Source organism: Clostridium sp. DFI.1.208, from assembly GCF_024463855.1.
Taxonomy (GTDB): Bacteria; Bacillota_I; Bacilli_A; order Erysipelotrichales; family Erysipelotrichaceae; genus Clostridium_AQ.
This window is the reverse complement of record NZ_JANGCA010000024.1, coordinates 37,220-49,562: the sequence shown is the minus strand read 5'-3', so window position 1 is coordinate 49,562 and position 12,343 is coordinate 37,220. Positions and strand designations below refer to the sequence as shown.

Annotated in this window: 12 protein-coding genes; all 12 read right to left on the bottom strand. The window is 44.2% G+C overall.

From position 1 onward, the window contains the following. Nucleotides 1-55: 55 nt before the first annotated feature. Entirely contained in the window at nt 56-787 is a 732-nt protein-coding gene (locus NE665_RS13430; protein WP_118654500.1) for a GntR family transcriptional regulator, read from the bottom strand. A 304-nt stretch (nt 788-1,091) separates the two neighbouring features. Beyond that, nucleotides 1,092-2,051 carry a transketolase C-terminal domain-containing protein gene (locus tag NE665_RS13425; protein WP_118654501.1) on the bottom strand — a complete coding sequence of 320 codons (960 nt, stop codon included), beginning with the start codon at nt 2,049-2,051 and terminating at the stop codon, nt 1,092-1,094. Nucleotide 2,052: 1 nt separating this feature from the next. Then, a complete protein-coding gene (locus tag NE665_RS13420) occupies nt 2,053-2,907 on the bottom strand; it encodes a transketolase (protein ID WP_118654502.1) in 855 nt (284 codons plus the stop codon). A 182-nt stretch (nt 2,908-3,089) separates the two neighbouring features. Next, nucleotides 3,090-3,368: a PTS sugar transporter subunit IIB gene (locus tag NE665_RS13415; RefSeq protein WP_118654503.1), complete on the bottom strand. Its 279-nt coding sequence runs from the start codon at nt 3,366-3,368 to the stop codon at nt 3,090-3,092. A gap of 25 nt (nt 3,369-3,393) precedes the next feature. Further along, nucleotides 3,394-4,818: a PTS ascorbate transporter subunit IIC gene (locus NE665_RS13410; protein WP_118654504.1), complete on the bottom strand. Its 1,425-nt coding sequence runs from the start codon at nt 4,816-4,818 to the stop codon at nt 3,394-3,396. 32 nt (nt 4,819-4,850) lie between these two features. Then, nucleotides 4,851-5,309: a PTS sugar transporter subunit IIA gene (locus NE665_RS13405; protein WP_008818247.1), complete on the bottom strand. Its 459-nt coding sequence runs from the start codon at nt 5,307-5,309 to the stop codon at nt 4,851-4,853. A 119-nt stretch (nt 5,310-5,428) separates the two neighbouring features. Next, on the bottom strand, nt 5,429-7,462 hold the full coding sequence (locus NE665_RS13400) for a BglG family transcription antiterminator (RefSeq protein WP_233104678.1): 2,034 nt from the start codon (nt 7,460-7,462) through the stop codon (nt 5,429-5,431). 27 nt (nt 7,463-7,489) lie between these two features. After that, a complete protein-coding gene (locus tag NE665_RS13395; RefSeq protein ID WP_117441753.1) occupies nt 7,490-8,161 on the bottom strand; it encodes a hypothetical protein in 672 nt (223 codons plus the stop codon). A 296-nt stretch (nt 8,162-8,457) separates the two neighbouring features. After that, complete coding sequence (gene fba, locus NE665_RS13390; RefSeq protein WP_002606969.1) at nt 8,458-9,327, bottom strand: class II fructose-1,6-bisphosphate aldolase; 870 nt, start codon at nt 9,325-9,327, stop codon at nt 8,458-8,460. A gap of 279 nt (nt 9,328-9,606) precedes the next feature. Beyond that, complete coding sequence (gene rpoE / locus NE665_RS13385) at nt 9,607-9,927, bottom strand: DNA-directed RNA polymerase subunit delta (protein WP_117441754.1); 321 nt, start codon at nt 9,925-9,927, stop codon at nt 9,607-9,609. A gap of 18 nt (nt 9,928-9,945) precedes the next feature. Beyond that, on the bottom strand, nt 9,946-11,589 hold the full coding sequence (argS, locus tag NE665_RS13380; protein ID WP_117441755.1) for an arginine--tRNA ligase: 1,644 nt from the start codon (nt 11,587-11,589) through the stop codon (nt 9,946-9,948). After that, nucleotides 11,586-11,978 (bottom strand): DUF1934 domain-containing protein, encoded by a 393-nt coding sequence (locus tag NE665_RS13375; RefSeq protein ID WP_233104679.1) that lies wholly within the window; start codon nt 11,976-11,978, stop codon nt 11,586-11,588. Before NE665_RS13375 ends, argS begins: the two co-directional genes overlap by 4 nt. Between the last annotated feature and the right edge of the window lie 365 nt (nt 11,979-12,343).

The following is a 12,343-nucleotide window of genomic DNA, read 5'->3' as shown; positions in this document are numbered from 1 at the left end:
TGAGCATGCAGGCAGATGCATGAAGTGAAAACCTGCTACTACGCAATGTGTCTGCTTATAGCTCATCCTTTTTCAATGTAATGATATATTTGTATTCATCCGCTTTATAGGAATTTATTGATAATTCCAGCGGCCTGTTTTTGTAATCATATGTGATCCGCTCTCTTCTGAATAATGGCTCTCCTTCATTCATATAAAGCTCTTTTCGCAATGCCGTAGATGGCATTACCGCTTCTATAGACTCGACTGCACGCTCTATATGAAGCCCCTGTTCCTCATACAAGGCATAGATTGATGTTTTTTCATTCAATACATCTGCGTGTAATTCAAAACCGGTTTGTCTCGAGATAAATTGTTCATTCATCCCGATGATTCTCCCATTTTTCAAGCGCAGACGTTTCAGACGGTATATATCAGCACCCTCCTGAAGCTGCAAATAGTCACATACAATACCGGAAGCTTTCATTTCCTCAAACTCCAAAATAATAGAGGAGGGCCGTTCTCCGGACTTCATAGCATCCTGCGAAAAGCTGCTGACACCAACCAAATCCGTATATTTTCTGTTTGCCAGCACCATTGCGCCTTTTCCCTTTTGTACCTTTATAAATCCTGCAAGCTCTAAATCCTGAAGAGAACGTCTGATCGTTATGCGGCTTACATTGAATTCCGCTTGTAAGGATGCTTCCGATGGAAGCAGCTCATTTTCCTTGTATATTCCATTTTCTATTCGCTTCTGAAGCTCCTTATAAATTTGCAGATACAATGGAGCACCTTCTTTTTTCTGCATTGCTTCATCCCCTTTCCTGAGTGTAGTTCCCCTTAAAATATAACACAACATGTTATAAAAATAAAGATAACATGATATAACATCTTTTCTTTTTTCAGAATAATAGCTTTCGTTTACTGATAAAGCATAGACGATAACGGTCTATGGCTGATAGAAACAAGCATGCTGCGGCGAAATACTGCGTGTGGGTTAAGGCATATCCATCGCTGAGCACGCAGCAAAAGGATATAGCTTTCCTGCTGCTGCGGCCTGCCATGAATACGGAAGAAAAAGGAATCAGATTTGAACTGATTCCTTCGTTATACTATTTCAGAGTGTTTTTCACTGTCTGCAGCAAATCATCCGCCGTCAGTTTGAATTCCTTCTGCAGAAACTCCGGTGTACCTACTGCGCCAAAACGCTCACTGACACCATGTCTCTTGAATTTTACGGAAATATTCTGTTCCGCCAAAACCTCCGCAACCGCACTTCCCAGTCCCCCGATAATCGAGTGATTTTCAAATGTTACGACAGCCTTTTTCCCAGCTGCTTCACGAAGTATCAGCTCCTCATCCAGCGGCTTGATGCAGAACATATCAATGACTTCTACGGAAATCCCTTCCTTTGCCAATGCTTCCGCACAATCCAGTGCATCGCTTACCAGCTGTCCGGCAGATATAATCAGGACATCGCTACCTTCTCTTACAATATTTCCTTTTCCCATTTCAAAGACAGAGCCTTTTTCATATACGTTGCGTACATCCTTCCGATTTGCGCGGAAATAGTGTACGCCCTCCATCTTGGCAAATTCTCTTACCATCCAGTCCAGCTGTACCTCATCGGCTGCATCGCATACCACAGCATGCGGAATTGCGCGCATCAAAGCGACATCCTCCCATGTTGTATGTGTTCCTCCGTTTGGTCCTGCTGTAAAGCCGGGATCAGAGCCGTAAATATTCATCGTGTTGCCAGCATATGCCCCTGACAGGAAAATCTGATCGTAGATTCTTCTGGAAGCAAACGGCCCAAACGTATGTAAATACGGCTTAAAGCCTGTTACCGACAACCCTGCCGCAACACCAGTCATGTTTGCTTCAGAAATACCGCATTGAATGAAACGGTCCGGATTGCTTTTCTGAATCTTCGTAAAGCCGCTTGCACCGCCAAGGTCAGCTTCCATTGCCACAACCTGAGCATCGCTCTTCATCATATCCTGCAGTGTTTCCACTACAACCATACGCAGCTCTTTCCCTTTTTTACTGCGGTCCTTGCTAAGCGTAAACATCCTACTGTCCCTCCTTTTCTATAAACTGCTTTAATTCCTCAATCGCCTTGTGTGTTTCTCCGATAACCTCATTGTTGTTAAACTTCACAGAGTGATTGGATTCCATCTTTTCAAAATATGGTACACCCTGTCCCTTGATGGTATCCAGAACGATGCATACCGCCTGATCCTTTACTGCCTTTGCCTGTTCGATCGCCGCATCGATTGCTTTGATATCATTCCCCTTTACAACCTGAACATCAAAGCCAAACGCCTTCATCTTATCAGGAATACTGAAGGGATTCATGACGTCCTTTGTATAACCATCCAGCTGGCGCTTGTTATCATCTATGATTACAATACAGTTGTTCAGCTTATAATGAGCTATATACTGGAAGGCTTCCCAGCACTGTCCCTCATTCAGCTCGCCATCCCCTACGATCATATAGACATAACGGCTTGATCCTTTCATTCTCATACCTGTCGCAATACCTGCTGCGGCGCTTGTTCCCTGCCCCAAAGAGCCGGTAGTCATATCCACACCAGGAGTTTTCGTACGATCGGGATGACTTGGAAGCCTAGTACCGCCATCATTCAATGTCATCAGCCATTCCTTATCAAAGAACCCTTTCTCTGCAAGTGCACAGTACCATGCAGGTCCGGCATGTCCCTTCGATAGAACGACCATATCACGGTCCTCCATCCTTGGCTGCTTTGGATCAACATGAAGCTGTTTTCCATACAGTACACTCATCAGCTCCACGATTGACAGAGAACCACCCAGATGTCCATAGCCTCTATGCTCCAGCATTTCCAGTATATCAATTCTTAATTGTGCAGCGAATACCTGCAATTCTTTTCGTTGTGATGTTTCCAATGCTACTACCTCCTTTTCACTAACAGCATAAGCAGTGAGTGCATCCTCTGACCTGTATGCCTTTGATCACGCTATGCAGCCAGATATACTCATCCTGCTTATACGCTTATTTCTGCTGTTTTCCATCAAAAATTTGTAAAGAAAAAGAAGGATGGAAGAAACAGCCTTCTTTTTCTGTTTTCTTAAAGACCGAATGCTTCTTTCAGCTTAGTTTCGATTTCATTCATGTCCATAAGCTGATTTAAGATGATCTTGTTTTTGTAGTTCGTCATCTGCGGAGCAAGGTCAGCCCCTACCACAAACAGGTCAGCGCTGTTTTCCGTGATTTCACCAAGTGCCGTATGCTCTACCTTGACACCAGATACTCCCAGCTTTTTCAGAGCTTTTTCGACGTTCATGCTGACGATCATGCTGCTTCCAAGACCCTGTCCGCAGCAACACATAATGCTTCTGATTTCCATAACTTATTTTCCTTCTTTCCAAAGCTTATTCAGCTTTTTTTGCTTTCTTAGGTGCAACATAATTGTACACGATAGGAATCAGGAATACAACTGCACAGACACCTAACAGACCTACGCCCTGAACAACCTGAGCGATATTTCCGAAGACGATTCCCATCCAGGAGAAGTCTGCATCAGAGAATGTACAGTTAGCAAAGTTCAGGGAACCCATAACCGGCATACAGATAGCAGGCAGGAAGGTAATCAGTAATCCGTGCATGAAGCTTCCGAATACACAGCCTTTTAATCCACCCTCAGCGTTACCGAATACACCAGCTGTTGCTCCACAGAAGAAGTGAGGAATAACACCAGGCAGAATCAGTGCAACACTCATAAGGTTTGTATCGATGAATCCAAGAATGAACAGTCCTACGATACCTCCAAGGAAGGATACCAGGAATCCGATTAGTACAGCATTTGGAGCATAAGGGAATACGACTGGACAGTCGATTGCAGGTACAGCACCTGGAACCAGCTTCTCAGCAATACCACGGAATGCAGGAACGATTTCCCCGACAATCAGACGAACACCGCTCAGGATGATGTAAACACCACCAGCGAAGCTCAGACCGCTTGTAATTGCCCATACAGCCCAGTGAGTCTTTGTTTCAGCCCCAACATTCAACAGACCAGCAAGGTTTGGATATTTTTCAAGAATAGCTGCAGCATCTGCACTCAGGATACCCTTGCTTACCGCTACGGTTGTAACGACCAGGAAGAAGATCACCATGGTAAGACCGATTGCTACGGTTGTATCACGCAGGAAGGTCAGACGCTGAGGGAAGTTAACTTCCTCTGTTGATTTTCCTTTGCCCTTGAACAGCTTCCCACACTGTGCAGCAAACCAGTATCCGGCACCACCGAAGTGACCGAAACCAAGCTCATCCGTTTTGGTAATCTTTCGCATTGTCGGCTGACAGAAAGCAGGAGAGAATGCCATGATGAAGCCAAGCAGAAGTCCGCCGCCCAGCCACAGCTGCCAGTTCTCAAGACCGCCGACATTCAGAATTACGGCAAGCATACATGCCATGTAAAGAGTGTGATGACCTGTTAAGAAAATGTAGTGCATTCTTGAGAAACGAGCCATTACGATATTGAAGACCATACCCAGACACATGATATAAGCAGTATCTGTAGCGAAGTCCTTCAGAGCCAGAGAAACAATTGCTTCATTGTTTGGTACAACACCCTGCATGCTGAATGCATAGTTGAACAGATCACCGAACGCGTTCAATGATCCGGACTGCAGGAATGAAGCACCGGCAGATAATACGAGGAAGCCGACGATTGTTTTGACGGTTCCCTTGACAATATCTTCGATTGGCTTACGCTGAAGCGCAAGACCCAGCAAAGACATCAGACCTACAAGAATTGCAGGTGTGGACAGTATGTTGATAATAAATTCTAACATATGTGTAAATCCTCCCTTTCAAATGGTTAACGCTATTTTTCACATGCGTTGGAAACAAACAGGTCGAATATTTCCTTTGGGCATGTTGCGTCCAGAATTTCCTGAACCTTCTTCTCATCAGAGAAAATGTTGGATACAGCCTGAATCCCTTCCATGTGAGATTCGCTGTCTTTGGCAACCAGAGTTACCAGTACACGGACATCATATCCGTCCGGCTTGAATTTCACCGGCTCCTTGAGCACGGTCACAGCCATCTGCGTGTCATTGACACCGGATTGGTTGCTGGCGTGAATCAGTGCCAGGTTTTCACAGAGCACATAGTATGGACCAAGTCTTTCTGTGATTTCGTAAATGGCATCTTCATATGCCGTTGTGCAGTAATTCTGCTCGATCAGTGGTTCACATGCAATGTGAACAGCTTCCTTCCAGTCCTGCACCCGATCTCTCAGGTAACAGTTTTTTTCCTGTAACAGTTTTTCCATAGATGTCATAACCTTACCTCTTTACGTTTTCATTATCTTTTTTTCAGTTGGAAATACAAGACCAATTGTTTTCCCGTTTTTGTGCAAAATGTTAGATATTGTGCAATTTGTAATCGCTTAAACGTGCATTAACCTTCAGTTTCCTGCGTATGTGCACGAATATAGCTTTGAATATCCTCACTGCTTTCCAGTGCTGCCAGCTGCTCAATACTCTTCTTTTTGGAGAAAATATTCAGCACATCATTCAGGATACGGATATGCTTGGTCTGATCCTCCGCACATAGTACGATGATGATGCGCGCCTGCTTTCCATTCAGAAAGGTGACCGGATGCTTAAAGGTGCACAAGGATACATCCAGCTGCTTCACGCCCTTTTCAATCGCCGCATGCGCAAGCACAAGACCATCCGCAAGAAACATCATCAAGCCACGGTTTCGCTGATCCGCAACGATTGCCTCAACATATTTCTGCGTGATGGAATCCTCCATTAGCAACGGACGGCAGGACAGGCGCAAGGCCTCCTCCCAGTCACAATCCTCCCGGCAAATCTGAATATGCGAGGGCTTGAGATAATACACCAGATTCTGTCCGAAATTACGGTGTGGAACCGTACGAATCTGTATGCTGGAATAGTAGTCCTGCAAATCCTTTTCAAATTCATCCAGCTTGGAGGATGGAATATAGCTGGTTGCCAGTCGTACGATTTCCTGAATTTGCAGATTGGCCTGCGGTTCTGTATACATGCAGTTGCGCAGTATGGTAACCCTGTCCTGATCCGTCAGAATCGGGTGCACAACAATCAGCTTCTTTTCCTTCGGCAGGACAACCGTGGAGATCACAACATCAAAATCGTGATTTTCCTCATACTGACTCAATGGCAGATTCACAATTTCGGTTGCCTGCGGCACCAGAGAAGCCACCTCATTTCGCAGCATATTTCCTGTGCCGATTCCGTTTGGACAGATAATCAGGATGCGTAAATTGCGCTTCTGTGTCTGATTGGTCGTCAGAAAAGCTCCAAAATGCAGTGTGATATAGGCCACCTCAGCATCGGATATCAGACAGCCCAGCTTCTTTTCCAGATATTCACAGGACTTCTTCGTAATCTCGTAAAGCTCCTCATACTCCGTCTTGATGCTGTTCAGCATTGGATTTCCCAGCTGAATACCATAGCGGTAGCGATAGAGGGATGTCTTCAAATGCGCATTGATCGCATCCACCAGCTCCTCCTCCTGATCAAAGAATATACAGGTCAGACGCTCAAATTCATGAACAAGATTTTTTGAGATTTCATAGGTTTCATCCTGTTCCTTCATAACGTTGACAGGAATCGTCTGCAGTCTTGACCCCAGCAGATGCAGTGTCACATAAACCTTCTCGCCATTTTCCAAATCCGGGAAATACTGTGAAACAAGATGATACTCCCTTGTTTCTACAATTTCCTCCTCATCCATATCCGAGAACGTCAGCTGATCGCTGCGTTTGTCGATCGCCGACATGAAAACAGCAAGTGTCGGCAGTACACCGCTGACATATTCCGCATGCAGCTCACTTTCGATTTTCTTCAGCTTTACCAAAATTTCACGGATATACTGCTCATTTTCCGCAAGGACAACCTGCCGGTCGTAATACTCCCAAAGCGATGGAAACAGCATAAAGAAAATCGCCCGCTTCTTGATTGTATCCCCTGCGATACGATAGCCGCTTTTGATATCGTAGGTCAGCTCCAGATTGTAATTTTCCAGAAACCGTATGACATTTTTAAGATCATTGATGACTGTGTTTCTGCTGACCTGGCATACCTCCATGAAGTTCTCTATATACAGCGGATGGGAACGGATAATGATTGCGCATATCTCAATCCGGTTACGCTCATCCGGTGTAAAGACATGGTAGTTATCACTCCCCTGATCACTCATTGCCTCCTGTATCCTTCTGGACTGTTCACTGCTTACAAAAATGCCTTTACCGCGTTCCTGAACAAGCGGATCGATATCCTGATCCTCCAGCCACTCATTGATTTTTGTGATATCATAATACACACTGCGTCTTGATATCTGCATTTCATCCGCAAGATCCTGGATTTTCAGATATCCTCCGGCATACATAAGCCTTTTTAAAATTTCCTGACAGCGCTTGTCAAGATTCAACATAATATTCATGCAATTCCTCCCGCGTCTTAAACGAAATCATGCTTTATTCAATAGCTGTTTGACTTTTTTATGGTATGGCGTACCCTTCAGATTCACTCTGGCTTTGTTCAGATACAGCTCCATCTGCCGGCGGTTTTTCTGGTAGGAATATTGCAGTCCAAGCAGATATTGTAAAATGCCAATCTGCACCTGCTGATCCTGCTTCTGATCCTTCTTGATTTTTTCTGCTTCCTTTTTCTCAAGGAGAGCCTCCATTCCTGCGATATCCTCACTCTTTTTTTCAATCATGATGCGAAACAGCATTTGGTCATATAAAAGCTCTTCCTCCCCTGCGCTTTTCTCAATATGAGCAAGCAGCCGTTCACATACGTCCCTGTTTTCCCTGTCAAGGAAATAGAAGAAGGTCTGACTTGCGATCTGATATGCCTGCGCATTTGTAAGCCTGCTGTCGAGCAGCTTTCTGGTCTGTTCTTCGATCTTACGATTGTTTCCCTGTGCCAGATAGACGCGCAGTGTATTCCAGTTACGGTCATATTCTTTAAAAAACAACGTGAATGCCTTGCTGTTCAGCATGGTGAGAACCTTATCGTAGTGTCCGTTATGAAGCTGTTTCAACACCCTGTTCCATAAGAGACTACGAATGATAAAGGGAACAGCAACCGCGATCATAATAATCGTCAGTAAGACGAGAAGCATAATTTTATTCATACAATCACTCCCACGATATCCGAATCCAATGTTTCTATTTATAAAATAACAAGCATGGCTTTTAAAATCAAATCCAAATCTTTTCACATCTTTTGACACAATCTGTACAAATTTGGATTCTATCCTTTTATAGTTTAAAGACAGGGATCGCTGTTTCCCGGGAAATTTCATACAATAGAGGAAAAAAAAGAGGCATGCTTTTTAGCAGCATACCCCATAAACCATGCCCAAATGACTATCTAGCGTCAAATCAGTCTCTGTTTTGAAAAACGGCAGATACCTGCCGTTTTGTTTGATTATTCAGCTTTACCGTAAGAACCGAATTCTTTCATCATAGATGTAACTTTATCTTTGATTGCATCGCATCCTGGTTTCAGCAGTTTACGAGGATCGTATCCTTTGCCTTCCAGGTCTTTTCCAGCTTCTACATATTTACGAGTAGCATCTGCGAATACCAGCTGCAGCTCTGTATTTACGTTGATCTTAGAAACACCTAAAGAGATAGCCTTAGCAATCTGATCAGCAGGGATTCCTGATCCACCGTGCAGTACCAGCGGTTTTCCGTTAGTTACATCCTGGATTTCTCCCAGACGTTCAAAGTTCAGACCAGCCCAGTCAGCAGGGTATTTCCCGTGGATGTTACCGATTCCGGCAGCCAGGAAGTCTACGCCCAGCTCAGCGATTGTCTTACATTCCTGAGGATCAGCAAGCTCACCCATGGAAGCAACACCATCTTCTTCACCACCGATTCCACCAACTTCGCATTCGATGGATAATCCTTTAGAATGAGCCAGCTCGATCATTTCCTTGGATTTTGCCAGGTTTTCTTCAAATGCATAGTGAGAACCGTCAAACATTACAGATGTAAATCCAGCTTCGATGCAGGCTTTTGCCCCTTCGTAGCTTCCGTGATCCAGGTGCAGAGCAACCGGTACGGTGATTCCCAGACTGTCGTGAACTTCTTTAACCATAGCTACTACGGTCTTGAATCCACACATGTATTTAGCAGCACCTTCAGATACTCCTAACATAACTGGAGATTTAGCTTCTTCAGCTGCCAGTAAAATCATCTTTGTCCATTCAAGGTTGTTAATGTTGAAAGCACCAACTGCGTAATGACCTTCGTGTGCTTTATTCAGCATTTCTGTTGCGGATACTAATGCCATAATCAATTTCCTCCTTTAGTCTCTTAACACTATTATTCTACTGCATTTTTCCCCTTTTGAAAAGCTTTTGAACACATATTTTCAAAAAAGGGCATATTTAAAGGCTCCTGTTCACAATTATGCTGAAGCAGCCTGCTATTCTAATCAACATCTTTCACAGCATCAGGGAAAGCGTGCAGGCCTGTGATCGATATTTCCCGTGTTTACAGCGTATACAATGCCTTTTGACCTGCACATTCCAACGATGTAAAGCGGAAAAAGAAAAAGGGGGAAGAATATTTAGAATTCTTCATCCCCTGCTTTTGCAGAATCATCTTCCTCGTAATCATCGTCGGATTCCTCATCAATCAGAATTTCTTCCGTATCCACGACAACTTCATGATAGGTGTGGCGCTCTCTGAGGTCCCATTTGTTTTCTCCGACATTTACAAACCGGTCATCCAGTGACAGGTCACTGTAAAACTGGGCAATATTATCTTCCTCCTGCTGCTTCGTAAATGCCATTACCTGGCAGACCTCTTCCCACAGCTTCAGGAATACAATTGCTTTCTTCTTCGTAGACATCAAATCATATGCTACATCGATCATAGACTTTTTCATAATAACTTCACGTTCCTCCTACATTTTTTCAATGGCGTCAACGCCGATCAGATATAAGGCATTTTTCAATGTGATCTTTGTGGCCTTCAGCAGAGCCAGTCGCTGGGAAGAAAGTTCCGGCTGCTGAGGATCTATTACCTTGCATACATTATAGAAGCTGTGGAAATGCTGTGCCAGCTTCTGAATATAGTTGCATACCTTATGCGGTGCACGGGAACGTGCAGCATCGCTCACTACGTTCGTAAATTCATTGATATACTTCATCAGTGCGATTTCCTTTTCATGCGTCAGCAGTTCAAAAGACTGTGCCTCCGCAATTTCGGAAGCCTGACGCAGAATCGAACAGATACGGGCATGTGCATACTGTGCATAGTATACAGGGTTGTCATTGCTCTGTTTTCTGGCAAGGCCCAGATCAAAATCCAGGTGTGTATCCACGGCGCGCTGTACAAAGAAATAGCGCACGGCATCCACACCAACCTCTTCACAGAGTTCACGGATGGTTACCGCATTGCCAAGACGCTTGCTCATCTTGACCTCTTCACCGTTTTCAACAAGACGTACCATCTGGATGATATCGACCTGCAGCTTGTCCGGATTATTTCCCAGAGCTTCAATACTTGCCTTCAGACGGGGAATATATCCATGATGATCCGCACCAAGCAGATCCACGAGCAGATCATAGCCACGATCCAGCTTATCCTTATGATATGCTATATCCGGTACCAGATATGTGTAGGAGCCATCCTTTTTTCTAAGAACACGGTCCTTATCATCCCCGAAGCGTGTTGTCGCAAACCAGAGGGCACCGTCTTCTTCATACGTAAGCCCCTTTTCATGCAGAACCTCCAGCGCCTTTTCGACCTTTCCTTCATCGCGAATACTCTGTTCACTGCTCCATACATCGAAGTGTACACGGAAATTATCCAGGTCACGACGGATTTTATCAAGCTCGAATGCAATTCCCTTTTCCTTGAAGAATTTCAGATTGGCATCGCTGTATTCCACATAAACATCCTTATATTCATCCGCGATCGCGATCGCAATCTTTTTAACATCCTCGCCATGATAGCCATCCTCGGGCAGATCAAAATCCAGCCCCAGATGCTCTCGGTATCTCGCCTGCAGACTCTTGCCTAGATTCACAATCTGATTTCCGGCATCATTTACATAATATTCCCGACATACATCATAGCCGCTTGCTTTCATCAGGCGGGTGATGCTATCACCCCAGGCTGCACCTCGTGCATGCCCCAGATGCAGATCGCCTGTTGGATTGGCGGAAACGTATTCCACATTTACCTTCAGACCGTTTCCATCCTTGCTGTTTCCGTAGCTGTCCTGCTCCTGCAAAACCTTCGTTATGATTTGCGCAAGGGATGTGTTCTTAATCGTAAAGTTGATAAAGCCGGGCCCTGCGATTTCACAGCCTTCAATATCTGCCGCTGCTTTATCCAGCGCCTCTACGATAGCCTCTGCTATTTTACGCGGGTTGTTTTTTAAAATTCTGGTCAGCTGCATTGCCACATTGGTAGAATAATCACCATGGCTTTTGTCCTTTGGTATTTCAATCACGATGGACGCCGTATCCAGTTCTGTATCAAATGCTTTCTGCACGGCATTCCTCAATGCCTGTTTCAAGTTGTTTTCTATCTGATTCACGCCTTATCCTCCTTTAAGATCCAAAGGATACGATACCCGTCCGTGACTTCATCACCGCTTAGAATATCATATTCAATGGCTATAATATTTTCTCTTTTTATATATTTATGCGTAAAAACTCCGATATCAATCGTTCCAAATTCTGACAGAACAGATCCTGTCGTCTGCTTTTTATGCTGAAACGTCAGCCTTGTCATGAGTTCTCCATCCCGTTTGATGCGAAGCTCCTCTTCCTCGGCCTCTACGCTGACCATCGTATTGCTGCCGCGCTCCGTGTAGGAAAGTCGAAGACAGCCGTCCGAATTAGAAAAAAAAGCCTGTCCTTCAAACATAAGGTTTCGCTCTTCTGTGTAAAGATGTTTCTGTTTTACTACGATATGCTTTTTCATGCTGTCACCACTTATCATGAGCATTATAGCAGAAATTGAATATCGTGCAACCTTTTTTTCACTTTTTCTCTCTAAATTTTTAACTGGCACTTTCCGCTTAAAATCAGCTTACGAGTCTTTTTTCACAAAGCGCTTAGCTTATTATAAAAGTAGAATAACAAAAACGGTTCGCATTTCATATTCAATTAGTAGAATATAGAAGCATATTCTACTTTGAGAATGAGATATCCTGCAAAAGGTGATCTATCTTAAAAAGGGATATACCTCTTCTAGGATTTTCCTTTCTTTCTCCGCTCTCTAATCGGATTCCGGTATAAAAACTCTTCCTTATATTATATAGGAGCTGAATCACAGGCAATCAATTT

Bases quoted from the DNA above. Each gene is read 5' to 3' on its own strand.
- NE665_RS13430 (WP_118654500.1), bottom strand. From the start codon at position 787: ATGCAGAAAAAAGAAGGTGCTCCATTGTATCTGCAAATTTATAAGGAG.
- NE665_RS13425 (WP_118654501.1), bottom strand. From the start codon at position 2,051: ATGTTTACGCTTAGCAAGGACCGCAGTAAAAAAGGGAAAGAGCTGCGT.
- NE665_RS13415 (WP_118654503.1), bottom strand. From the start codon at position 3,368: ATGGAAATCAGAAGCATTATGTGTTGCTGCGGACAGGGTCTTGGAAGC.
- NE665_RS13410 (WP_118654504.1), bottom strand. From the start codon at position 4,818: ATGTTAGAATTTATTATCAACATACTGTCCACACCTGCAATTCTTGTA.
- NE665_RS13405 (WP_008818247.1), bottom strand. From the start codon at position 5,309: ATGACATCTATGGAAAAACTGTTACAGGAAAAAAACTGTTACCTGAGA.
- NE665_RS13400 (WP_233104678.1), bottom strand. From the start codon at position 7,462: ATGAATATTATGTTGAATCTTGACAAGCGCTGTCAGGAAATTTTAAAA.
- NE665_RS13395 (WP_117441753.1), bottom strand. From the start codon at position 8,161: ATGAATAAAATTATGCTTCTCGTCTTACTGACGATTATTATGATCGCG.
- fba (WP_002606969.1), bottom strand. From the start codon at position 9,327: ATGGCATTAGTATCCGCAACAGAAATGCTGAATAAAGCACACGAAGGT.
- rpoE (WP_117441754.1), bottom strand. From the start codon at position 9,927: ATGAAAAAGTCTATGATCGATGTAGCATATGATTTGATGTCTACGAAG.
- NE665_RS13375 (WP_233104679.1), bottom strand. From the start codon at position 11,978: ATGAAAAAGCATATCGTAGTAAAACAGAAACATCTTTACACAGAAGAG.